At 68.4% G+C, this 23,136-nt stretch carries 17 protein-coding genes and 4 pseudogenes; 11 read left to right on the top strand and 10 right to left on the bottom strand.

Annotated elements, in window-relative coordinates; genetic code table 11:
- Window positions 1-176 precede the first annotated feature (176 nt).
- Together ADL25_RS39290 and ADL25_RS39295 are read left to right on the top strand one after the other, a co-directional pair.
- Window positions 177-380, top strand: coding sequence for a hypothetical protein (locus ADL25_RS39290; RefSeq protein WP_059132695.1), 204 nt, complete (start codon window positions 177-179; stop codon window positions 378-380).
- Between the two features lie 634 nt (window positions 381-1,014).
- A complete protein-coding gene (locus ADL25_RS39295) occupies window positions 1,015-1,347 on the top strand; it encodes an ANTAR domain-containing protein (protein WP_234381228.1) in 333 nt (110 codons plus the stop codon).
- A 300-nt stretch (window positions 1,348-1,647) separates the two neighbouring features.
- On the opposite strand, the pseudogene ADL25_RS52015 reads toward ADL25_RS39295, so the two are convergent.
- Window positions 1,648-2,163, bottom strand: a pseudogene (locus tag ADL25_RS52015) (hypothetical protein); the annotation flags it as partial.
- Window positions 2,164-2,237: 74 nt separating this feature from the next.
- Entirely contained in the window at window positions 2,238-2,687 is a 450-nt protein-coding gene (locus ADL25_RS39300; protein ID WP_147317795.1) for a hypothetical protein, read from the bottom strand.
- Between the two features lie 293 nt (window positions 2,688-2,980).
- Between ADL25_RS39300 and ADL25_RS39305 the strand changes: the two genes are divergently transcribed.
- The 4 genes and pseudogenes from ADL25_RS39305 (at window position 2,981) to ADL25_RS39320 (ending at window position 8,710) form a co-directional block, all read left to right on the top strand.
- A complete protein-coding gene (locus tag ADL25_RS39305; RefSeq protein ID WP_059132697.1) occupies window positions 2,981-5,143 on the top strand; it encodes a phosphocholine-specific phospholipase C in 2,163 nt (720 codons plus the stop codon).
- Window positions 5,144-5,404: 261 nt separating this feature from the next.
- Window positions 5,405-6,553: an N-methyl-L-tryptophan oxidase gene (gene solA, locus ADL25_RS39310; protein ID WP_059132698.1), complete on the top strand. Its 1,149-nt coding sequence runs from the start codon at window positions 5,405-5,407 to the stop codon at window positions 6,551-6,553.
- A gap of 468 nt (window positions 6,554-7,021) precedes the next feature.
- A pseudogene (locus ADL25_RS39315) lies at window positions 7,022-7,726 on the top strand (alpha/beta hydrolase); the annotation flags it as partial.
- 126 nt (window positions 7,727-7,852) lie between these two features.
- On the top strand, window positions 7,853-8,710 hold the full coding sequence (locus tag ADL25_RS39320) for an alpha/beta fold hydrolase (protein ID WP_059132757.1): 858 nt from the start codon (window positions 7,853-7,855) through the stop codon (window positions 8,708-8,710).
- A gap of 99 nt (window positions 8,711-8,809) precedes the next feature.
- On the opposite strand, the gene ADL25_RS39325 is transcribed toward ADL25_RS39320, so the two are convergent.
- Window positions 8,810-9,391 carry a TetR/AcrR family transcriptional regulator gene (locus ADL25_RS39325; RefSeq protein ID WP_059132699.1) on the bottom strand — a complete coding sequence of 194 codons (582 nt, stop codon included), beginning with the start codon at window positions 9,389-9,391 and terminating at the stop codon, window positions 8,810-8,812.
- Between the two features lie 147 nt (window positions 9,392-9,538).
- Window positions 9,539-11,416, bottom strand: a complete 1,878-nt coding sequence (locus ADL25_RS39330) for a SpoIIE family protein phosphatase (RefSeq protein ID WP_059132700.1) — start codon at window positions 11,414-11,416, stop codon at window positions 9,539-9,541.
- A gap of 278 nt (window positions 11,417-11,694) precedes the next feature.
- On the opposite strand from ADL25_RS39330, the gene ADL25_RS39335 reads away from it, so the two are divergent.
- Complete coding sequence (locus ADL25_RS39335) at window positions 11,695-15,864, top strand: HAMP domain-containing protein (RefSeq protein ID WP_234381230.1); 4,170 nt, start codon at window positions 11,695-11,697, stop codon at window positions 15,862-15,864.
- Window positions 15,861-16,448 (top strand): response regulator, encoded by a 588-nt coding sequence (locus tag ADL25_RS39340; RefSeq protein ID WP_059132702.1) that lies wholly within the window; start codon window positions 15,861-15,863, stop codon window positions 16,446-16,448. The genes ADL25_RS39335 and ADL25_RS39340 overlap by 4 nt, the downstream gene beginning before the upstream one ends.
- A gap of 158 nt (window positions 16,449-16,606) precedes the next feature.
- Here the strand turns inward: ADL25_RS39340 and ADL25_RS39345 are convergent, their stop codons facing one another.
- Entirely contained in the window at window positions 16,607-17,200 is a 594-nt protein-coding gene (locus tag ADL25_RS39345; RefSeq protein WP_059132703.1) for a TetR/AcrR family transcriptional regulator, read from the bottom strand.
- A 111-nt stretch (window positions 17,201-17,311) separates the two neighbouring features.
- Between ADL25_RS39345 and ADL25_RS39350 the strand changes: the two genes are divergently transcribed.
- Together ADL25_RS39350 and ADL25_RS39355 are read left to right on the top strand one after the other, a co-directional pair.
- A complete protein-coding gene (locus tag ADL25_RS39350; RefSeq protein WP_199839290.1) occupies window positions 17,312-18,322 on the top strand; it encodes an NADP-dependent oxidoreductase in 1,011 nt (336 codons plus the stop codon).
- A gap of 388 nt (window positions 18,323-18,710) precedes the next feature.
- Window positions 18,711-19,193 carry a nuclear transport factor 2 family protein gene (locus ADL25_RS39355; RefSeq protein WP_059132704.1) on the top strand — a complete coding sequence of 161 codons (483 nt, stop codon included), beginning with the start codon at window positions 18,711-18,713 and terminating at the stop codon, window positions 19,191-19,193.
- Window positions 19,194-19,256: 63 nt separating this feature from the next.
- Here ADL25_RS39355 and ADL25_RS47305 read toward each other — a convergent pair.
- The 5 genes and pseudogenes from ADL25_RS47305 to ADL25_RS39375 form a co-directional block, all read right to left on the bottom strand.
- A pseudogene (locus tag ADL25_RS47305) lies at window positions 19,257-19,415 on the bottom strand (SDR family oxidoreductase); the annotation flags it as partial.
- Between the two features lie 90 nt (window positions 19,416-19,505).
- Complete coding sequence (locus ADL25_RS39360) at window positions 19,506-19,979, bottom strand: DUF3618 domain-containing protein (protein WP_059132705.1); 474 nt, start codon at window positions 19,977-19,979, stop codon at window positions 19,506-19,508.
- Window positions 19,976-20,347, bottom strand: coding sequence for a phage holin family protein (locus tag ADL25_RS39365; RefSeq protein ID WP_059132759.1), 372 nt, complete (start codon window positions 20,345-20,347; stop codon window positions 19,976-19,978). Before ADL25_RS39365 ends, ADL25_RS39360 begins: the two co-directional genes overlap by 4 nt.
- 371 nt (window positions 20,348-20,718) lie before the next feature.
- Window positions 20,719-21,511: pseudogene (locus ADL25_RS39370) on the bottom strand (YihY/virulence factor BrkB family protein).
- A 245-nt stretch (window positions 21,512-21,756) separates the two neighbouring features.
- The gene (locus ADL25_RS39375; protein ID WP_147317798.1) at window positions 21,757-21,960 is read right to left on the bottom strand and encodes a hypothetical protein; all 204 of its coding nucleotides are present in this window, start codon (window positions 21,958-21,960) and stop codon (window positions 21,757-21,759) included.
- Between the two features lie 167 nt (window positions 21,961-22,127).
- Between ADL25_RS39375 and ADL25_RS39380 the strand changes: the two genes are divergently transcribed.
- Complete coding sequence (locus ADL25_RS39380) at window positions 22,128-23,117, top strand: magnesium and cobalt transport protein CorA (RefSeq protein ID WP_059132707.1); 990 nt, start codon at window positions 22,128-22,130, stop codon at window positions 23,115-23,117.
- The last annotated feature ends 19 nt before the right edge of the window (window positions 23,118-23,136 follow it).

Genomic DNA, 23,136 nt, shown 5'->3' on the forward strand with positions numbered 1-23,136 from the left:
GGGACGGGTCCGGGTTGGTCACCGTCATCTGGAAGCTGTCCGCGGTCGAGTTCTGCGCGGCAGGAACCGTGATGTCCGCGTAGTCCCGCGAATCAAAAAACTGCTGGTAAAAGACCTTTCCCCGGGGCTCGGAGCGGAGCCGGCCGCTGCTGTCGCAGACGACGACCCCGCCGTTGATGTCCGCGCTGGACGAGTACGGCCAACTGCCCGTCGCCACCTTCAGCGGGCTGGCCCCGGAGCCGTTGCCCGTCAGACCGCATCCCACGCTCACCGTGGCGGCACTGGTCGGAACGAACAGGCCGCCGTCCGGGCCGAGGGTCAGGTTGTTCCCGGCCTGCTCGGACAGATCCGCGATGATGGCGCCGGTGGCCGGGTTGTAGTCGATCCCGCCCGTACCGGACAGGCACGGGCGTACGTCCTCACAGCCGAGCGTGGCGGAGAGCACGTAGGGGTTGGCGACGCTACCGGAACCGCTGAGCGTCACGTTGTCCCCGGCGGCGATCGAGCAGTTGCACTGCCCGCCGCCGCATCCGCATCTGGCCAGAGTGCCCACCGTCCTCAGAGGGTGCCTTGGCCCGGCCCACAACCAGCAGCGCGCCATCGAGTCTAGGAGCTGCCCGGCCGAATGCGGGTCCATGGACGGCATGCCTTGTCCACACGTATGGCGGCTTCGGGTGGCCGTCGCCGTCCCTTCGAGCCAATCTGACCTCGGAGCCGCACTGCCTGGGGTCCCCTCTCAGACCAGGCTGCGTCCACGCAGAGCACGCCTCTCACCTGGTAGACCGTCGCCATGAGGAGCGGGTGAGAGGCGGGCTCGCACGATCGACATTGCGGACGCAGGCTGGCCGCGTCACGCTGACATAGGCGCTCGTCAGGCCGCTATGCGGGCGTTCTCCCGACCTGGGCGGCGATTACCGGCCAGCGCCGGATCAAGGACTGCAACCCGCGTGCGTGCATGTCCCAAAGCAGGACAGACGAACCCACGGGAAAACGACCCACCACCATGGAGATGTCGTGGAAATCCACGAGGATGGGCTCCCTGGCGCGGTCCAGGAGCCGGAAACCGACACCGTTGATCACATCAAGCAGCTAGAGACCAAGGTCGCCCAGCTAGAGCGGGCAGTGGACTCGCATGCCGTGATCGACCAGGCAATCGGAGTCATCGTTGCAGTGGCACGCATGACACCGGCCCAGGCCTGGGACCTGATTCGCGAGACATCCATGTGCACCAACATCAAGCTGCGCCACGTAGCCGAGCTGATCGTCGCCTGGGGCACGACCGGCGCCCTCGCGGCCGACATCCGTGAGGAAATCTACCGAAGACTGAACGACCGAATCGTCTGGTGACCCGTTCGGCACGCCACGGATCGCTGTCCGGACACCGCCCGGACAGCGATCCGGCCGTGTCCGGGCGGCTCGGCTACACAGCCTCGGACCTGCAAGGACAGTGTCCGGATCATCCGTGCAGCTCGATGATGACGATGCCTCCGCTGCCCGCGGTTCCGCCCACGCTGTCCCCGGCACGCGCCAGCGCTCCCGCCGCACCGGCCCCGTATCCGCGCGGAGCTCCACCGGCGTTGGACGACAACCGCTGCTGGCCGCCGTGCCCGAGCTGGCTGTCGCCCCCTCGCCGGACTGACCTTGGAAGCCGGAGAGGCGGAGCGAGCCGCCGCCCGGGCCGCCTCCGATGGTGAGCTGCCCGGTCCCGGGCTGGGCACCGGCGATACCGGAGAACGCGCCGGCGTCCGTGCCGGACTCCATGGTCTGGGGGGCGCCGCCTCCTCCGTTGGCGGAGACGAGGCCGCCGAAGCTCGAGTTGCCGCCTGCGCCGCCGTCCGTGTTGGCCGATCCGGCGGCGCCGCCTGCGCCGACCACGATGGTCTCGACCGCGCCGAGGGCGGAGACGTCGATGAGGGACTCGGAGTGGCTGCCTGCAGCGCCGCCGATCTGCGCCACCAGCTGGTTCGCGGCGGATGCCGCGCCCGGAGCCCCGCCGCCACCGACCTGGACCTTGACCCGCACGCGGGCGAGCCACGGGTAGTCGGCCTTCTTGAACTGGAAGGTACCCGCCGTCTTGAAGTACAGGACCTCTCGCAGGCCCTGCTGTCCGGGGATGAGGCAGAGCGAACCGTAGTCGTCGCAGACACAAACTGAACTGGCCATGGCTGGGCCGCTCCTTGGAGGAGACTTCGGCCCGGCCCACAACCAGCGGCGACACCTAGCAGGGTAGCCGGGCGTCAGGAGGCGGCGTCGACCGCGACCAGGTGCACCCGCACGACGTCGCCGGCCGGGGAGGCGACGCCCTGGCCGCGTCGCGGGCGCGTCCGCCACACCCGCACGACGGCGTACCAGGTGGTCACCTCCTCCACCGCGGCCGTCACCGTTCGCTCGTCGTCTTCAGGATCGGGGTCGACGGGCAGCGCGGACAGGACAGGGGGCGTAGCGAACGGGGTGGGCGGCAGCAGGCGGGTCGCGGTATCGACGAGCCGAGCCTGTCCCCCGTGCGGGAGGTACTGGCGGTCGAGGAGGCGGAGGACGTCGCACAGGTCCTCGGCCGAAACGATCCGAATGGTGTTGAGGCGGATATGCATGCCGCTCTGCAGCGGGCCGACCATCACGGCGATCGACACGGCCCGTACGGACAGCAGGCGGGACACGGTGCGGGCCTGGTTGGCGAGGCTGTCCATACGGCGCTGGAACAACGGAGTGGATGACTTCTGCCGGGCCTTGGCGAGCCTCCGCTTCTCACCGGCGGACAATCCGCTCTCGCGCTCACCACACCACACAGCCCCGATCAGGACCGGCCGGGGGCCATGCGGACCGCAGAGGGCCCCTCGGCATGCGCCCGGCTCGTCGAGAAGTCTGTGTAACACACAGTCGTTCTTGGGCGTCCAGCTACTCGGATGTCGGATTCCGGACGCCCTACCGCAAGATCGCGCCACCAGTGTCTCGATTGCCACCGGATCTGGAGGAATCGAGAATGTCCGCACTGTCCCGTAGAAAATTCCTGGGCACCGCCGCCACCGTCACCGGTGCGGCCGCCATGGGTGCCGCGATGCCCGGCGTCGCCGCCGCGAGCCCCGAGCACGGCCACGAGCACGGTCATCACGGCCCCAAGCACGGTGACATCCGCGACATCAAGCACATCGTCGTGATCATGCAGGAGAACCGCAGCTTCGACCACTACTTCGGTGCGCTCAAGGGTGTGCGCGGCTTCGGCGACCACGCGACGATCCAGCTTCCCGGCGGCAAGTCCGTCTGGGAGCAGCCGAAGACCTTGACCGAGGGTTCCGAGACGCAGTACCCGTGGCGGCTGAGCGGTGCGAAGTCCTGGGACGGCGCCACACCGCCGAGCCCGGAGATGGGTGCGGCCAACTACGGCGGCACCAGTCACGGTTGGACCGACCAGCACGGTGCCTGGTACGGCGGCCTGATGAACGGCTGGTACTACGCCAAGGGCGGCCCGACCACGCTCGGTTACCTGGACCGCAAGGACCTTCCGTTCCACTACGCCCTCGCCGACGCCTACACGGTCGGTGACGCGTACCACTGCTCGGTGCTCAGTGCGACCGGTCCGAACCGCACCTACCTGTGGAGCGGCACGATCAACGCCGCCAAGAAGCACGGCACCTTCACGGCCAACGACGGCGGTGACGAGCTCGGCAAGTTCCTGCCCTGGGAGTCCTACGCCGAGACGCTCCAGCATGCGGGCGTCAGCTGGCGGGTCTACCAGTGCGCCGACGACTACGGCGACAACGGCCTGGAGTACTTCAACACCTTCGCCAAGCTCGATCCGAGCCAGGGCGGCACGGCAGCTCCGGGCAACGTCTACTACGACAACGGTGTCAAGAACGTCCCCGAGCCGGCCACCGGCCTCGCGGGCAACGCCGACAACATCAACGCCGCGATCCGCCAGGACGTGGTGAACGGCACGCTGCCGCAGGTCAGCTGGGTCGTCAACAACCAGTTCTTCTCGGAGCACCCCGTCACCTCCCCGAGCAACGGCGCGTACTTCCTGCGCGGCGTTCTCGAGGCGCTGAACGCTGACCCGGAGGTCTTCAACTCGACCCTGGTGGTCATCAACTACGACGAGAACGACGGCCAGTTCGACCACGTCCCGCCGCCGCTGCCGGCGCCGGGCGAGGAGGACGAGTTCGTCGCCGGCACCATGAGCCAGTACGGAGTGACGGAGCCGCTGCCGGTCGGTCTCGGCTTCCGCGTGCCGCTGGTCCTCATATCGCCGTGGACCCGTGGCGGTTGGGTCACCTCCGAGGTCTCCGACCACACCTCGGTGATCCAGTTCATGGAGAAGTGGACCACCGCGATCGGCAAGCCGGCCGTCAGCCCCAACATCAGCAAGTGGCGCCGCAAGGTCTGCGGTGACCTCACCGGCGCCTTCGACTTCACCTCACCGGTCTACGGGCTGCCCCACCTGCCCGACACCGGAGATCTGATCCCCGAGACCCGCTACACCCCGCTGCCGGGCGACAACACGATGCCCACGCAGGAGAAGGGCACCAAGCCGGCCCGCCCGCTGCCGTACCAGCCGAACGCCAACCTGACCGGGTTCGCCCACGGCACGGCCAAGCTGGAGTTCTCCAACGAGGCTCAGTTCGTCACCAAGGCGAGCCACTTCGCCGTCTACAACAACCTGGGCGGCCTTCCGACGCTGGCCGAGTACCCGGCCAAGTTCCCGGGTCAGTACACCGTCGAGGCCAAGGGCACGGTCAACGGCGTCGGCCCGGTGGGCTCCTCCGAGAGCGACACCGCGTACGACCTCACCATCACGGGCCCGAACCGGTTCCTGCGCCGTTTCATCGGTGACGCGGGCAGCGCCGGCAAGGACCTCGTCGTCGTGGCGAGCTACTACGAGGGCCGGTCGACTGCGCACCCGAAGCTGAAGCTGTCGCTGCGGAACAACGGCCACAAGCCGGTGACGTTCACCATCACCCACAACCACTACATCTCCGGCGCACCGAAGAAGGTGCGGGTGGCCTCCCGCAGCAGCGAGGCGTGGGCCGTCGATGCGCTGGAGATCAGCAACGGCTGGTACGACGTGACCGTCACGGCCGACTGCGACCACGGCTGGTCCCAGCGGTTCACCGGTCACCTGGAGACGGGCCGGGCCAGCATCACCGGCTGACCCGTCCCGCGGCGAGCACCCGTGCTTGCCGCCGATTTCGGTGACGGCGGCCGTCCCCACCGCCCCGGACCACGAGCAGATCGTGGCCGGGGCGGTGGCGCCCGCCGATCCGCGCGCGAACGGCTCCCACGCCCTCGACGACCCTCCATTGCCCGCGTCCGGAGCGGCTGATCAAAGCCCGCACCGTCGCCGATCTTGCCGTTGACCCCGATGTGTAGGGTGAACGCAAGGCTGGGGAGCGAGCGCCGGAGGCAGTGCGACATGGACGTGATCGTGGTCGGCCTGGGGGCCATGGGCAGCGCCACGATCCATCAGCTTGCGCGTCGCGGTGTAGAGGTGCTGGGTATCGACCGCCACAGCCCGCCGCACTCGTTCGGCTCCAGTCACGGCGAGACGCGGATCACCCGCCGGTTGACCCTGGAGGGCACGGAGTACGTGCCACTGGCGGTGCGCTCCCACGAGTGGTGGCGGCGGATCGAGGCGGAGGCCGGAGCCTCGGTGCTCACCGAGTGCGGCGTACTGAGCCTGTCCGACCTTGCCGTCGCCCCGGGCGCTTTCGCCGTCCACGAAAGGGCTGCGGCCGCCTTCGGCATCGACTACGAACTCCTGGACGCGGCCGCGTTGCGGGACCGGTTCCCGCAGTTCCGTGTGGAGGCCAGCCGCGTGGGTCTGCTGGAGCCCGGCGGCGGTTTCGTCCGGCCCGAGGCGGCGATCGGCGCGCAACTGGACCTGGCGGAGCGGTACGGCGCCCAGCTTCGTCGCGGGGAACGGGTCCTCGGGGTCGAGGCCACGGGGTCGGCCGTCACCGTCCGCACCGACGCGGCCACGTACACCGCCGACCAGGTCGTGCTGTGCGCGGGTGGCTGGCTGGCGGGCCTACTCGACGATCCCGGCCTCGCCGCGCTCTTCGGTGTCTACCGCCAGGTCCTGCACTGGTTCGAGCTCGAGGGCTCCGGGCAGGACTTCGCCCCCGAGCGTCTTCCCACCTACATCTGGGAAGGGGTGAGCCGTCCGGAGGAGTACTTCTACGGGTTCCCGTCCGTCGACGGCGCGACGCTCAAGGTGGCCACCGGGCAACTCGATCACCGCACGCCCGGCCCGGACCGGCTCGATCGCAGCGTCGCTCCCGGGGAGGCGGCTGCCTTCCACCGGACCATGATCGACGGTCGGCTGCCGCAGATGTCCGCTCGCGCCGCGCGCTCGGAAGTGTGTATGTACACCGTCACACCGGACGAGGCTTTTGTCATCGACCGCCTGCCGGGCCGTGAGCGGGTACTGATCGCCTCCCCCTGCTCGGGCCACGGCTTCAAGCACTCCGCGGCGATCGGCGAGGCGCTCGCCGAATCGGTCACGGACGGCACCTCCACCCTCGACCTCACGCCTTTCGCGCTCAGCCGCTTCGCCAGGTAGTCGGTTCGGACCGCCCGGGAGCGGCGGCACCGGCGAGGGCCGATCGCGGAACTGGACCACTCCCCCGCTCCGAGTAGCGGCATGCCATGCGCTGCGGCGCGCGCTGCACGCTCCCGCGTGCGCCACGGGCGGAATCCCCGGGGCGCCCGCGCACCATTGCCCATCGGCTCAGGAAGCTCGGTGGCCCCGGTCCGCCAGAGCACATCCGCCCTCCATCCACGCCGGGCCGGCTCCGGCACCGCGCGCGGCCGTGTGCCCGGCGCCCTCGAATGTGACGCAGCCGTCCCCCGGCTCGCTTGCCCCGGGCAACGAGTCCCCCATATCGTTCCAAGTGAACAGAACGTTCTATCTAACGGAGTGGCGATGACTGGCACCTCACCCGCCCGCACTGTCGTGCTGATCCACGGGCTCTGGATGACCCCGCGCAGCTGGGAGCGATGGACCGAGCGCTAACAGGCGCAGGGACATCGGGTCATCGCACCCGCCTGGCCCGGGCTCGACGGCGAGGTCGAGGAGATGCGGCGCAACCCCTCCCGTATCGCCGGGGTGGGTCTGGGTGAAGTGATCGCCCGCTACGAGGAGGTCGTCCGCAGCCTGGATGAGGCGCCCGTCATCATCGGGCACTCCTTCGGCGGGGCCATCACGCAGATCCTGCTGGACCGCGGCCTCGGCAGTGCCGGTGTGGCCATCGACTCGGCACCCGTCAAGGGGGTCCTTCCGTTGCCGTACTCGACGCTGAAATCGGCCTGGCCGGTCCTGGGCAACCCCGCCAACAGGAACAAGGCCATCGCCCTGACACCGCGGCAGTTCCACTACGCCTTCGCCAACACCCTCAGTGAGGAGGAGTCCGCCGCCGTCCATGAGCGCTACCAGGTGCCGGGATCGGCCCGTGTGCTCTTCCAGGGGGCGTTCGCCAATTTCAACCCCCGAGCCGTCACGAAGATCGACGCCCGCAACCCGCGGCGTGCTCCCCTGCTGTTGATCGCCGGCGAGAAGGACCACATCGTGCCGCCGAAGGTCAACAAGGCCAACTGGCGCCTCTACCGGAAGTCCCCGGCCGTCACCGAATACCACGAGTTCCCCGGCCGCTCGCACTTCATCGTCGGTCAGAACGGATGGGAAGAAGTCGCCGACCACGCCCTCGACTGGGCGACGCGCCACAGCCGTACCTGACCGACCACTGTCCGCGCTGCCGCCCTCGAACTGCACGGGGCGGTTCCCCCTCCCGTGACCGATACCGCCCCGCGCCCACCTTCGACGGACAGCACCAGCCGTCCGTCGCCCAACGATCCAAGGAGAATCCCGGTGTTCAAACGCCCCGTCCGACTTGCCGTGCTCGGTGCCACCGGCCTCGCACTCGCCGCAGGCCTCGCCACGACCGCCTCAGCCGACCCGACCCACCACGCCGGCCACCACACCGCAGCCAAGCCGACCGTCGTCCTCGTCCACGGCGCCTGGGCCGACTCGGCCGGATGGAGTGGTGTCGTCAAGCGACTTCAGGCCGACGGTTATCCGGTCACTGCACCGGCCAACCCGCTGCGCGGTCTCACCAGTGACTCCGCCTACCTCGCCGACTACCTCAAGTCGATCCACGGCCCGATCATCCTGGTCGGCCACTCGTACGGTGGCGCGGTCATCACCAACGCCGCCACCGGCAACCCGAACGTCAAGGCGCTCGTCTACATCGCCGCCTTCGCACCCGACAAGGGCGAGAGCGCCACGGCTCTCAGCGTGAAGTTCCCGGGCAGCCACCTCAGCGACGACCCCGACGCGCCGGTACCCACGGCTCTCAACGCCGTTCCGTTCACTCAGCCCGACGGCAGCACGGGCACCGACCTGTACCTGAAGTCCGACAAATTCCGCGACGTCTTCCTCAGCAACCGGCTCGGCAAGGCCGAGGCCGCCGAACTCTCCGCCACCCAGCGCCCCGCCAGCGCAGAGGGCCTGGGCGAGCCCTCCGGCACGCCTGCCTGGAAGACCATTCCCTCCTGGTACCTCGTCGCCCGCGCCGACCATGCCATCCCTGCCGCCGCCGAACGGTTCATGGCATCGCGCGCCCACGCCCACACCACCGAGATCGACGCCCCCCACGGCGTCCAGTTGACCAACCCCGGCACGGTGACGAAGCTCGTGGAGCGCGCCGCGACCGCCAAGTGACATCACTTCCCACCGGCCTCCGCCCGACTGCTCAACGGGGCGGAGGCCGGACCCATGACGCGGGGCCGGCCTCCGGTTCCGAGGGCGAAGCGCCCGTATTCAGCCCGCGGCCACGAGGGATGCGACGCCGTGCACCAGGGTGTCGTTCGCCTTCTGCGGATCGCTGAGATAGCCGGCCACCATGGCGCCGTCCCGCAGCGCCACCATGACGTCCGCCGACCGCACGGCGTCGGCCGCGCCCGTCTGTGCGAAGGCGTCCCGCAGCACTTGATGGAACCAGGAGCGGTGCGTCAGCACCGCCTGATGGATGGCACTGTCCTGGTCCGGGTATTCGGCGGCGGCGTTGATGAACGGGCAACCGCGGAAGCCCACACCGCACAGTTCCTCCCCAACGCCCTGGGCGACGGCCTGCAGGAAGACCGCCGGGTCGTCGATCTCCTTCTGGGCGGCGGCGATGCGGGCGCGGATCTGCTGATCGGTTGCCTCGAGGTAGGCCCGTACGAGATCGTCCTTGCCCTCGAAGTGCCGGTAGAAGGTCCCCCGGGCGACATCCGCTTCCGCCATGACCCGGTCGACGCCGACGGCCCGGATGCCCTCGGTGTAGAAGAGCCGGCTCGCGGTGTTCAACAGCCGCTCACGCGCTTCCGAGCGGCGACCCGATGCAGACGTTGGCTTTGACACATACCCATTATATGGAACGTTCCTTCTACACAATCCCGGCGGTATGTGCGCGCATCCGGGACGGCGACTTCGGGTATGTGCGTGCCCGCTGAGCGGGGCGCCACCCCGTAATCGACTCAGTCGCCCCCTGTAAAAGGCCTCCTGACATCAACAGGCCCGATCCTCGCGCAACGACGTCGCCCTTCTGAACCCCGCACTCCTCAGCACGGGCACGGCCTCCAGGACCAGCACGGCCAGATCGTCGCCCAGGGGCTCGGTGCTGAAGTCGTGCGCGGCCTGCCTGACCCGTTCCGCCACCGCCTTCGCGCCCAGTCCCATGCATCCCCGCAGGACCTCCGCCAGGCCGTCGTTGTCGTCCAGCTGCCGTGATCCCCTGCGGCGTTCGGTGACTCCGTCGGTCACGCACAGCAGCGTCTCGCCCGGTGCGAAGGTGAAGGTGTTGGCGCGGAACTCCGCGTGCTCATCGACGCCGAGCAGCATCTGCGGGTTCGTGGCCGGTGTGACCGAGCCGTCGGTCGCCAGCCGCAGCGGGGGCGGGTGCCCGGCGCTCGCTATCGTGCAGCGCGCGCCACCTGCGGCCAGATCGGGTTCCAGCTCCCCGTACAGGAGGCTCAGGAACCGTGATCCCTCCCGCTCGCCGCGATACGTCACGGCTTCGGCGGCCTCCTCTGCCATGGCCAGGTTCAGCCGGTTCAGCAAGGACTCGATGCCGTGGCCCTCGCGCGCCAGCAGTCGTACGAGGTGCCGTGCCAGGCCGGTGACCGACATCGCTTCCAGGTCGTGGCCGCACACGTCGCCGAGCAGGAAGCACCACCGCCGCTCTCCCAGCGGGAACAGGTCGTAGAAGTCACCGCCCACGGTCTGCCCCTCGCCCCAGGGCTCGTAGACGAGCGCCGTGTCCACGCCCGGAATCGGGGCGAGGCAGGTGGGGAGCTGACCGCGCTGGAGGGTCCGGCTGATGCTCGCCTGCCGGGTGTAGTGGCGCGCCGTGACGACCGCCTGGGCGACGCGCCGGGCCACGTCCTCGACGAGTCGTACGACGGCGTCGGTCATCCGGGTCCGACCTGCCCGGCCGATCAGCAGAGCGCCCTGGCAGCGCCCTCCCACCACCAGTGGAAACGCCAAAGCCGAACCGGCCGCGTTCTCGGTGCCCAGACAGTCGGGCCACGGCCATGGGACACCGGTGGTGCTCAGCCGGATGGGCGGGCGTTCCTTCTCCAGCGACCGGCGCAGCTCGCGGATCCGGCGTTCGTCCGAGTGCCAGACATGGGACATCCGAATGTCGTCGGTCTCCGTGGTCAGCCAGACAGCGCACCAGTCGGCAAGCCGGGGGACCAGCAATTGCCCGGCGAGCGCGGCGACCATGTCCTCGTCCAACTGCCCGGCCAGAAGTTCTCCGGCCTCGGCGAGGAACGACTGGCCCTCGCGCTCTGCCCAGTCGGTGCTGCGGGCCCGGCGGTCGGGGGGCGGTCCGGCCGAAAGGGGCTCGAAGGCCGACGGCTCGCGCCGGACGGCCTCGGTGAGGGACTCGATGTCCGTCTGACCCATGGTGGCGAGCGGGCTCGCCAGGGCGCACTCCAGACGGAACCAGGCGGCCTTCCCCGAGCACCGGTATGTCACGCCCCACGACTCGGCGAGCGATCGCACGAGCTGCCGGCCATAGCCTCGTACGTGGCTTTGCACGCTCATTCCTTCGCCAGAGGAGGCGGAGGCCGGGTCGCCGGGGGGAGCAGAGGGGTCGTGCTCCAGCACTTCGACCACAAGGCCCACACGCCCGGTGGCGCCCTCGGAGAAGTCGGCCAGGGAGCAGTGGCCCGCTTCCAGGCGGCATGCCACCTCGACCTCGTAACCCGTGTGCGTAACGGCGCTGGTCACCAGTTCGTCGGCGAGCAGGACGGCGTCATCCACCAGCCGGTCGTTGACGGTCGGCGCCCCGGGGAACTGCAGAGCGGTCCGCTCGGCGAGTACGGCGCGCACAAATTTGCGTGCTGCCGAGGCCGCTAGCTCGTTGGCAGGAATGCGCATCCGTGCGACGGCCAGACGTGGATCAGGGGACGACCTCACTGGCGACTCCAGATCAAGCTCGCTATCGAGGCATATAAGACGAATGTAGTCTAAACGGGAGGTAATCGTCTGCCTGGAAGTGGGTTGCCATGGAATCTGCCACCCACCCTGATCTCGCTCATCTTGGGCCCGAGCTCCGGGAGCAGCCCACTGAGACCAAACCCGAGGCCGCACCGCCCGCCCCCGCTCGGGACGGCGAGTGGATACGCGTAGCCGAATTGCGCCCGCTGCTCGCAGCCATGAATTCCCTGTGTGACGGCGATTTCACCGTCCGTGCCGGGAAACTCCCTGAGGGGGTCCTCGCCGAAATGGCGGGGGTGTTCAACCAGATCGTCACGCGAAATGCCCACCTGGCCTCGGAGCTGGACAGGGTGCGCCGGGAAGTGGTCCGGCAGGGACGGCTCGATGAGCGCCTGGCGGCCAGTCCCGGGCAGGGAGGGTGGACCGCGAGTGTGGAGGCGGCCAACACTCTGCTGGAAGCACTGGCTGTCCCGGTCGTCAATGCCACCCGCGTACTCAATGCCGTGGCGGACGGCGATCTGACCCAGCGGGCCGAATTGCACGACGGCAAGCGCCAGCTCCGCGGTGATCTACGGCGCCTGGGACGTGGGGCGAACCGCATGGTGGAGCAGCTGTCGCTGTTCACCGGCGAGCTGAACCGCGTCGCCCGGGAAGGCATCGAGGGCCGCCTCGGCGGGCGTGCCACGGTGCAGGGGCTGGCCGGCGACTGGCGCTATGTGACCGAGGCCGTCAACACCATGGGCTCCCGGCTGACCGCGCAGGTGCGCGACATCGCGATGGTGACCACTGCGGTCGCTCGCGGCGATCTGACGCGACAGGTCACCGTCGAGGCGGGTGGCGAGCTGCTGGAGCTGAAGCTCACCGTGAACACGATGGTCGACCAGTTGCGTGCGTTCGCGGACGAAGTGACGAGGGTGTCCCGCGAGGTCGGCACGGAAGGCCAGCTCGGCGGACGGGCGCAGGTACCGGGGGTATCCGGGGTCTGGAAGGACCTCACCGACAACGTCAACTTCATGGCCTCGAACCTGACCTCGCAGGTCCGCAACATCGCCCAGGTCACCACGGCGGTCGCCAACGGCGACCTCAGCCAGAAGATCACGGTGGATGCCCGGGGCGAGATCCTTCAGCTCAAGAGCACCGTGAACACGATGGTCGACCAGCTCTCCGCGTTCGCCGACGAGGTGACCCGGGTCGCCCGCGAGGTCGGCACCGAGGGACGGCTCGGCGGCCGGGCCCAGGTCCGGGGCGTGTCGGGGGTGTGGAAGGACCTGACGGAGAACGTCAACTTCATGGCGGACAACCTGACCTCGCAGGTCCGCAACATCGCCCAAGTCGCCACCGCCGTCGCCCAGGGCGACCTCGGCAAGACGATCACGGTCGAGGCGAAGGGCGAGATCCTGGAGCTGAAGTCGACCATCAACACGATGGTCGACCAGCTCTCCGCGTTCGCCGACGAGGTGACCCGGGTCGCCCGCGAGGTCGGCACCGAGGGCAACCTGGGCGGGCAGGCCCAGGTGCGCGGTGTCTCGGGCGTGTGGAAGGAGTTGACGGACAACGTCAACTTCATGGCGTCGAACCTGACCTCGCAGGTCCGCAACATCGCCCAGGTGACCACATCGGTCGCAAACGGCGACCTCTCCAAGAAGATCACCGTCGACGCCCGCGGTGAGATCCTCGAGCTCAAGGACACCGTCAACACCATGGTGGAACAGCTGCGGGCCTTCGCAGACGAGGTCACCCGCGTGGCCCGCGAGGTCGGAACCGAGGGGCGGCTGGGCGGCCGTGCGCAGGTGCGCGGCGTCAGCGGGGTCTGGAAGGACCTCACCGACAACGTCAACTACATGGCGGACAACCTCACTTCCCAGGTCCGCAACATCGCCCAGGTCGCCACCGCCGTCGCCCAGGGCGACCTGTCGAAGAAGATCGACGTGGACGCCCGCGGAGAGATCCTGGAGCTGAAGACCACCATCAACACGATGGTCGACACCCTCTCGTCCTTCTCCTCCGAGGTCACCCGCGTGGCCCGCGAGGTCGGCAGCGAAGGCCAGCTCGGCGGCCAGGCACGCGTCGAGGGCGTCTACGGCACCTGGAAGCGCCTGACGACCAACGTCAACGAACTGGCCCTCAACCTCACGACCCAGGTCCGCGCGATCGCCGAGGTCGCCTCCGCGGTCACCCAGGGCGACATGTCCCGCTCGATCACGGTCGAGGCACAGGGCGAGGTCGCCGAACTGAAGAACAACATCAACCTCATGGTCTCCAACCTCCGCGAGACCACCCGGGCCAAGGACTGGCTGGAGTCGAACCTCACCCGTATGGCCGCGCTGATGCAGGGCCACCGCGACCTGGTGGAGGTCGCCGACCTGATCCTGCGGGAGCTGACCCCACTGGTGAACGCGCAGTACGGCGCGTTCTTCCTCTCCGAGGCAGGTGCACCTCCCGGGGAGGGCCTGCAGTTCATCGCCGGGTACGGCACCGACCAGCCCGGCGGAGGCAGTCCACTGCCCGGCACCGGCACCCCGGGGCGCGGACTGATCGCTCAGGCTGCGCAGGAGCAGCAGCGCATCTCCATCACGGACGTGCCCCCCGACTACATCACCATCAACTCCGGACTGGGCACGGCCCGTCCGGCCAGCATCGTCATCATCCCCATCCTGTTCGAGGACCAGGTGCTCGGAGTGATCGAGCTGGCTTCACTCAGCAAGTTCAGCGATGTGCACCTGGCCTTCATCGACCAGTTCGCCAACACGATCGGCGTGTCGATCAACACGATCATCGCCAACTCCCGTACGGAGTCACTGCTGTCGGAGTCCCAACGGCTCACCTCCGAGTTGCGTGAACGGTCGGACGAGCTCCAGCGCTCCAACGCGGAGCTGGAGGAGAAGGCCGCACTGCTCGCCACCGCCTCGCAGTACAAGTCCGAGTTCCTCGCGAACATGTCCCATGAGCTGCGTACGCCGCTCAACTCGCTGCTGATCCTGGCCAGGCTGCTCGCCGACAACCCGGACGGGCATCTCAACGACCAGGAAGTGCAGTTCGCGACCACCATCCACCGCTCGGGCTCGGACCTGCTCCAGCTGATCAGCGACATCCTCGACCTGTCGAAGATCGAGGCCGGACGCATGGATGTACGTCCCAAGACACTGCCACTGATCAAGTTGCTCGACTACGTTCATGCCACCTTCCGGCCGATGACCATCGACCGCGGTCTGGGCTTCGAGATCGGGGTCGGCGAGGACGTGCCGGCCGAGTTGTACTCCGACGAGCAGAGGCTGCAGCAGATCCTGCGCAACCTGCTGTCCAACGCGGTGAAGTTCACTCACTCGGGCAGTGTGGAGCTTCGTGTCACCCGGGTGCCGACCGAGCAGTTCAGCGAGGAGACCCTCAGGGACGCGGAAGCCGTCGTCGCGTTCTCCGTGAAGGACACCGGGATCGGCATCGCGCCCGAGAAGCTTCCGATCATCTTCGAAGCGTTCCAGCAGTCCGAGGGCACCACCAACCGCAAGTACGGCGGCACCGGACTGGGCCTGTCGATCAGCCGGGAGATCGCCGGGATGCTCGGCGGCAAGATCGTCGCCGAGAGCGAGCCGGGCGCGGGCTCCCGATTCACCCTGTACGTCCCCTCGCACTACCCCGGCGCCGCCGCCACGCAGGCCCTGACGGAACTGCGTGCTGCCGGCGTCACGCCGGTGCTCCCCGCAGAAGCCCGGGCAGAAGCGGCGGTCACCGACGACGACACATCGACCGAGAAGGCCCTCGATCGTGCGGAGGACATCGACGCCGGTTTGCCGGTTCCGGAGCCCCTCGCAGAAGACCTGGCGGGATTGGGCGTCACCGCAGCCCTCGACGGACGCGAGGACTCCTGGCCCAAGACGAACCGGCTCAAGGAATGGCTCAGCGGACGCCCGGGCCGCGTCCTCGGGGGTCGTCACATCCTCATCGTCGACGACGACATCCGCAACGTCTTCGCCCTGACCCATGTGCTGGGACGGGTCGGCATCACCGTGAAGTACGCGGAGAACGGCCGGGAAGGCCTCGAGGTCCTGGAAAGGTCTCCTGAGGTGTCCCTGGTCCTCATGGACATCATGATGCCCGAGATGGATGGATACGAGACCATCCATTGCATCAGGAACACGCCACGTCTCTCCCATCTGCCGATCATCGCGATCACCGCCAAGGCGATGCCCGGAGACCGTGACAAGGCGATCAACAGCGGTGCCGACGACTACGTAACCAAGCCGGTGAACGTCGACCGCCTGCTGTCCGTCATCTGTGATCTGTTCGACCCGCAGGACGACGCCCCGCAGTCGGCGCGGGATCCCGGTGCCGACGATGAACCGGAGGCCACGGACGACCGTACCGACGACCCACCGAGGGACGCATCATGAGCATCAATCCGGCCGACCAGTGCAGCATCCTCATCGTGGACGACATGGAGGAGAACCTCGTCGCGTTCGAGGCCGTACTCGGCCCTCTGCACCAGCGCCTCGTGCGCGCACGGTCGGGTGAGCAAGCACTCAAGGCCATGCTGCGCCAGGAGTTCGCGGTGGTTCTCCTGGACGTCCGGATGCCCGACATGGACGGCTTCGAGACGGCTGCCAACATCAAGCGTCTCGACCAGACCAAGGACGTGCCCATCATCCTGGTGACCGGAACCGAGGCTGGTACGGACTACGCCTACCGGGGATACGCCATCGGCGCCGCCGACTTCATCACCAAGCCCATCGACCCCTGGGTACTGCGCACCAAGATCAGCGTTTTTCTCGATCTGCACCGCAAGAACCGCCAGTTGGCCCTGCGCGCAGTGGCGGCCGACACCGATCGACTCACGGACATCACCGAGCGACTGACCCAGATCGAACTGCTGCTGCGCAACCGGACGGAAGCCGACACCGACGGCCTCGCCGACCGCATCGGGGAACTGGAGCGAACGGTGGGGGGCCTCCTGCCCGGCCCCGTGGAAACCGAGTAGGCCCACCCGGTCGGCTCGGGAGACCGCCTGCCTGTAACCGGCCCCGGGCGTCCGGAAGCCTCCACCGTCTGCCGTGCCGCTGCCGCAACCGCAAGCGATCAAGGGCGAACTTGGCGTTGCCCCCTGGCGGGCGCGCGGCCGGGTCCACGTGTCCGATGTCAGCTACGGGCCCGAAGCGGGCGTTCGGCCTCGGAATCGCTGCCCCCTTCGCCCGCCAGGATCGCGCTCACGACGACCTCGAAGAGGTGATCGGCGCGCGGTGCCAGCGAGGGTTGATCGCCGAGCCAAGCAAGCATGGCCACCAGCGCAAACAGATCGGCGCCATCGATGTCGCTCCGCGCCATGCCCGCGGCCTGGGCGCGGGTGAGCAGCCGCGCACCGGCTGCGCGCAGGGTGACGCACGAAGCGTGGAGCGCGGATTCGGTGTCCTCGATGGCGGCTGCCATCAACACGGTCACGCCACGGTACTCGGTTGTCCACGCCACGCAGTCGCGCAACCACGTAACGAGAGCAAACTCGGGCGAGCCCGATGTCTCGAGCGCGCTCGCCTGTGCCGTCAGGTCGTCGAAGCTCGTGCGGAGCAGGGCGTCGAGCAGTGCCTCGCGTGTCGGGAAGTGACGCAGCAGGGTCGCAAGCCCGACGTCGGCCCGGCGCGCGATGTCGCGCAGTGACACGTCCACCCCTTGCTCGGTGATGGCGGTGTCCGCTACAGCGAGCAGGTGGTCGCGGTTCTTCCTGGCGTCGGCCCTCATGTGTCCCTCTTGACTATCCGGATCAGTGGTCCATATATTCGGATCAGTGGTCCATTTATGTGGATCGCTGGTCCAGATCAGCGTATCCCGCAGCGCGGGCAGGAGAAAACGATGCCGACACACACGATGAGGGCAGTCCGGATCCATGCACACGGCGGCCCTGAGGTTCTGCGCTACGACGAGGTGCCGATTCCCGAGCCGGGGCCGGGCGAGGTACTTGTCCGCGTACACGCGGTCGGCATCAATCCCCCGGACTGGTACCTGCGCGACGGGCTGACCAACATACCTCCGGAGACGAGGCCGAACTTCCACTTGCCCGTGATCCCGGGGACGGATGTGTCAGGGGTCGTCGACGCCGTCGCCGCGGATGTGGAGGGCTTCTCCGTCGGTGACGAGGTCTTCGGTCTCCTTCGCTTTCCCAGCTTCGACGGCAGCGCATACGCCGAGTACGTGGCCGCGCCCGCGTCGGACCTCGCACACAAGCCGGCCGGCATCGATCACGTACACGCCGCCGGGGCACCCATGGCCCTGCTGACGGCGTGGCAGTTCCTGATCGAACTCGGACACGATCACCCGTCGCCGTTCCAGGCGTCGCAGCATCGTCCGGTGGCCCTCGCCGCGGACACGACGGTGCTCGTCAACGGCGCCGCGGGCGGCGTGGGGCACTTCGCGGTGCAGCTGGCGAAGTGGAAGGACGCGCATGTCATCGCGGTGGCATCGGGCGCGCACGAGTCGTTCCTGCACGAGCTGGGCGCCGACGAGTTCGTCGACTACACCAAGGTTCGTCCCGAGGAAGTCGTACACAACATCGATCTTGTTCTCGACGCCGTCGGTGGCCGCGACAGCAAACACTTCCTGCGCACACTCAAGCGCGGCGGCGCCCTGTTCCCCGTCTTCTTCGGCGAATACGACGACGAAGAGATCGCGAAGCTGGGCGTCACGGTCTCGGGCACTCAGGTCCGCTCGAACGGCGCGCAGCTTGCCGAACTGGGACGCCTGCTCGACGCAGGCACGGTGCACGTCGCGATCGACAGCACGTTTGCGCTGGCGGACGCCCGGGCGGCGCACGAACGCGCCGCCCAAGGACATATCCAAGGCAAGATCGTGCTCACGGTCGCATAGGGACGACCCGTGTCATCGATGCGTCCGGCACTCGTCCCGGGGCACTTGCAGCTGCGGAGACGCCGACGCGGAGACCTTGGGGCGCGTCTCCGGGCCAGTGACCGCGATGCTGGTAGCGAAGAACCGAGCAGGCCGTTCTGTCGATTCGGTTCGGCTCGCCGCCGGAAATCGCCGAGAGGGTCGCAATCCTGGCGCCCGACGGCGCCCCGTCCATCACCGGCCACCACACCACCGTCGCCGGCGGCAGCCCTACGGCGTTCTGACGGTCAAGCGGCCGATCGCAGACCCGCACGCCGCACGCTCCGCCCTCTCATCGCACGCCACGCGGCCGCTTTTGCTGACTGCGCCACATCCTTCACCCGACAACCGAGCACGTGCGAGGTTTGACATGACGACAACTGCGGCTTTCGCCTGGGGAAGCAGCCACCTCAAGACAACACCTGCGGACGAGGTGGATCTCGACCCTGCAGAGCGGCTCGCCGTCCAGCAGACCCTGGCCCGCTACGCCTTCGCCCTGGATCACGGAGATCTGGTGGCGTTGGAGGGCATCCTGACAGAAGACGCCACCTGGACGGCCACGATCGCCGATGAGGTCGAGCAAGGCCCCTTCGTAGGACGCGCGGCGATTCTCGACCTCGTGCGGAGTGCGACGAAAGAACAAATCGAGCAGCGAAGGCACAACCTCACCAACATGGTCTTCCACCGTGCGGACACCGACACGGCAGTGGTGTGGGCCTACCTGATGCTGACGTCGAACGCAGGTGGGAGCCCGACCGTCATATCGACCGGCTTCTACACGTGCACGCTGCGACACACCGAAGACATGTGGCGCATCAAGAAGCTGTTCGTCGGCCTGGACAACGCCGTATGAAGTGCATCGGCTGGTGCGCGCGACGGGCCCTCGGCCCAAGGTGGCGGCGCCGCACAGGATGACTCAGTGCGGCCAGGGGGCGGTGCCGCCGTCGACACCGAGGGTCATGCCGGTGACGTAGCCGGCGCGGTCGCTCAGGAACCAGGCGGCACCCTCTGCGATCTCGTCCGGTCGGCCGGGGCGACCGAAGGCGGCGAGGGAACTGAGGCGATCTCGGAGGGGCTGCGCGCCCCTTCGGCTCCGTCGCCGTACGCCTCTGCGACGCGCACTCCCAGGGCGGCCCCGCCGACGACAACGGCATCGCGAGACGGCTCACCCCTTGCGACCGCGGCCGACCAACCACGCCGTGAGGGCCACACCTGCGGTCGCCAGCAGCAGGTTGCGGTTGTCCCGCGCCATCCGTGCGCCCTGAGCGGTCTTCTGCTGCACCGGTTCGGGGGCCTTGTGCTGCCACAGATCGGTGGCCACCGCGCGGGACTGACCGACGGCCTGTGCAGTCCTGTCCTTCACCGGAGCGGGCAGCTTGTCCTCAAGGTGCTGGGCGGCCTGCGCTGCCCTTTCCTTCAGCTCCCCGGCCTTGACCGCAGCCTGCTCCTTCAGCTCGCCTGCCCTGGCGGTGACTTGCTCCCTCACCGCTGTCGCTTTCTCCTGGGCACGTGCCTTGACATCGGTCCTGGCCGCGAGGGCCTCGACCGTCAGGCCGAGCTCCTCGCGGGTCTGCTCGACCTGCTGGCGCAGCTCCTCGGTGCCGGCGGCGGTGGGCTTGTCGTGGGGCGGTTGGGTCATCGGTGCACGCTCTCCTTGATCTCGGCCACATCGGCCTTCACGTTCTCAACCGTCTGCGCCGGTGCAGGCGGTGAGGCCTGGGCAACCCGCTTCTTCCCGCTCCTGGCCATCACCGCGGTGATCACACCCAGCACTGCAGTGACGATCAGAGCCGCGGCCCACACCGGCAACAGGAGCGCCAGCGCGGCGATCACAGTCGCCACCAGCGCTTGCAGCGTAAGGAAGCCGACCAATCCGGCTCCGCCGAACAGGCCACCCCCCTTGCCGAAGCGCTTGGCCTTCTCCTTCATCTCCGCCTGCGCCAGGCGCATTTCACCGCGCACCAGTTCCGCCAGCTGCTGCGACGCCCTCTGCACCAACTCGCTCACCGGCTCCTGGCCGGAGGTACGCGGGCTGTGGTCGGTCCCGGGCGACTGCGGCTGCGTGCTCGACACGGCGGTCACCTCCCGTCCATCTCGTTCTACGGGCCGGGCACTCCGACCCATTCACCGGGCGCGGGTACCCCGAACGCCGAAGTTCAGGGCAGGCGCGCAGCCGGCGCGACAAATCGTCTTGCGGAGCGCCACCGACGTAGTGGCGCACGGCACGCCCACGTCCGCCGTCAGCGGAGGTCCCCTCCCTTGGGAGGTACAAGCCTCCAGCCCGACAACAACCGCTTGGACTGCGGTTATCCCGAGCCTTGCGTCCGTCGCCAAGCAGCCCGACTGTCGGGATCAGTCCGTCACCTGCTGCGCGACGGTCACGATTCGTCCAGTCGACGCAGGTCTTCCTCATCCCACTTCTGTGTGTCGCGCGGCTCGGTGTAGGGCTCCTTGTCCGCCGGCAGACCGCCGGCGATCGCCCGCTGCCGTACGGTCTCGGCGTCGAACTCCAGGCCGAGAAGGACCGCCGGGTTGCTCATCCACAGCCAGATCAGGAAGACGATGACGCCGGCCATGGTGCCGTAGGTCTTGTTGTACGAGGCGAAGGGCCGTGCCGGCCCGACGGGCCGGCGCGCCGGTGAAGACGACGATCTTCCAGACCGGGCGGCCTTCCGGCATGTCGTACACCCGGTTGGCAGCGCGGATGAATACGGCCACATACCCCGAGGCCGACCACACCGCCAGGACGACACCGACCACCGCCATGATCGACCCGATCCCGGCGTTGTTCTGCAACTGCGAGACGGCCGCCGTGATGATGTCGCGAGCGGAGCCCGGAGTGAACTGCTCGAGGTTGTTCAGCGCCGAGTCCGTGGTGGACTTGCCGGTGAGACCGAGCAGGGACACCAGGACCAGCAGAGCCGGGAACAGCGACAACAGTCCGTAGTACGTGAGTGCCGCGGCCCGATCGGTCATTTCGTCGTCCTTGAACTCCCGCAGGCCGCCCTTCAGCACCGCCCCCCATGCCTTCTTCGGCCACTGCGTCGGCGTATCCGGTGCGCGCAGCTCGACCGCGGGCCCGGGGCCCACCTCCTCGGGCGGCGGGACCTCACGTTCCGAGGCCTCGTCGTGGCCGGGGTGCTCCTTTCGCCCTGGAAGATGCAGCTTCATGGCCGCCGAGTACCCCCGAAGACCCACTTCGTCACACGGTTGATGCAGCCGCGGTCCATGAACGTCCCCGCTGAGGCGCACCCCGGTCCGCTGGCTCAGTGGTGCGTAGATGTGGGTGGTCGTTCTCCCTGCGCGCCTTGGTACCGGCGGTCATTCGCCGTCTCGCTCAGGTCGACGGGGCCGGTTTACGAACTACTTCCCCGCTGGGGCGGGTCACCTGGCTGGTGAACCGCCGTGCGGCAGCGTCAGGCCGCATCGATGTGCTGAGCGGTCGGCCCAGCCGGACTGTTCTCGACGGCGGACGCGCCGGCGTCGTGTACCAGCCACAGGTGACGTCGCCGGGCGCGGCGCGGCGTCCTCGGCCCGGCCGACAACCGGTTCTCGATGTGGTCCATGGCGTACAGCAGCACACCCAGGACGGGCAGCAGCAACACGGCGACAACTATCACAGCCCAGTTCCCTCCCGGTGGGTGGCATCGGTCGGGTTCCCCCCAGGGCTCGGTCAACAGCCGATCCATGTGCAGATTTTGTGCCCACGAGGTGTAGATGGCGTTCGGCTGGTGGGGCTGCTCGCTGCCTGTGCATGGAACGTGGCGGTGGAAGCACCCGAGAGGGCGTGGAGTGTGTGATCTACCGGGAGCAGACGGGCGAGTGCGAGAAGGTCGACGTCCGGAGGGAGGACGGAGGATGCCAGGACAGCCTCGACCGCCTGGCGGTGCTCAAGCCCGACGAGTTCGCTTGGATCCGGATGGCCGACCCCCGCGAGGACGACCTGGAGCGGCTGGGCAAGTACCTGCAACTGCATCCTCTGGCGATCGAGGACGCCGTCCAAGCGCACCAGAGGCCGAAGCAGGAACGCTACGGTGACGTGCTGTCGGTCGCCGTGAAGACGCTGTGGTTCGTCGAGCAAACCGCTGATGTGGAAACCGGCGAGGTGATGATCTTCCTCGGCCCGTCCTTCGCGCTGACCGTCCGCCACGGCGCACTCGATCCGACCGTGGAGGCGGCCGGCCGGCTGGAAGACGCCCCGCAATCGGCACGGCTCGGACCGGTGAGCGTCCTGCACACGGTCATAGACGTGATCGTCGACGCCTATATGCAGGCGGCGGCCCAGGTCCGTGCGGACCTCACCGACCTGGAACGGTGTGTGTTCTCACCCGCCCGCGAGGACCTGACCGAGCAGATCTACACGCTCAAGCGGGAAGTGGTCGAGTTCCGCGACGCCGTCGGACCTCTGGTCCCCGTTGTGCAGCAGTTCACCGCGCCGTATGACGACTGGCCGCGGCAGATGGGGCCGTACTTCCGCGACGTCGCCGACCACCTCACTCGCACCGACACCGAAGTCCGCGCCCTGGACGACCTGCTCGGCTCAGTCCTCGACGCCCACCTGGCGAAGGTGGGCATCCGGCAGAACGACGACATGCGCCGCATCAGCGCATGGGCAGCCATCCTGGCCATCCCCACCCTGATCGCCGGCATCTACGGCATGAACTTCGCCCACATGCCAGAACTGGACTGGCGCTACGGCTATCCGTGCGCGCTGGCCGCGATGGCCCTCGGGGCGGGACTGCTGTACCGGGCCTTCCGCCGAAACGGCTGGCTCTGAAGCCCCGAACCGCCCCTCC

This window comes from Streptomyces sp. NRRL F-5122 (assembly GCF_001507435.1).
Classification (GTDB): domain Bacteria; phylum Actinomycetota; class Actinomycetes; order Streptomycetales; family Streptomycetaceae; genus Streptomyces; species Streptomyces lannensis.

Bases quoted from the DNA above. Each gene is read 5' to 3' on its own strand.
- ADL25_RS39290 (WP_059132695.1), top strand. From the start codon at position 177: ATGTCCGCGCTGGACGAGTACGGCCAACTGCCCGTCGCCACCTTCAGC.
- ADL25_RS39300 (WP_147317795.1), bottom strand. From the start codon at position 2,687: ATGGACAGCCTCGCCAACCAGGCCCGCACCGTGTCCCGCCTGCTGTCC.
- ADL25_RS39305 (WP_059132697.1), top strand. From the start codon at position 2,981: ATGTCCGCACTGTCCCGTAGAAAATTCCTGGGCACCGCCGCCACCGTC.
- solA (WP_059132698.1), top strand. From the start codon at position 5,405: ATGGACGTGATCGTGGTCGGCCTGGGGGCCATGGGCAGCGCCACGATC.
- ADL25_RS39330 (WP_059132700.1), bottom strand. From the start codon at position 11,416: ATGCGCATTCCTGCCAACGAGCTAGCGGCCTCGGCAGCACGCAAATTT.
- ADL25_RS39335 (WP_234381230.1), top strand. From the start codon at position 11,695: ATGAATTCCCTGTGTGACGGCGATTTCACCGTCCGTGCCGGGAAACTC.
- ADL25_RS39340 (WP_059132702.1), top strand. From the start codon at position 15,861: ATGAGCATCAATCCGGCCGACCAGTGCAGCATCCTCATCGTGGACGAC.
- ADL25_RS39345 (WP_059132703.1), bottom strand. From the start codon at position 17,200: ATGAGGGCCGACGCCAGGAAGAACCGCGACCACCTGCTCGCTGTAGCG.
- ADL25_RS39350 (WP_199839290.1), top strand. From the start codon at position 17,312: ATGCCGACACACACGATGAGGGCAGTCCGGATCCATGCACACGGCGGC.
- ADL25_RS39355 (WP_059132704.1), top strand. From the start codon at position 18,711: ATGACGACAACTGCGGCTTTCGCCTGGGGAAGCAGCCACCTCAAGACA.
- ADL25_RS39360 (WP_059132705.1), bottom strand. From the start codon at position 19,979: ATGACCCAACCGCCCCACGACAAGCCCACCGCCGCCGGCACCGAGGAG.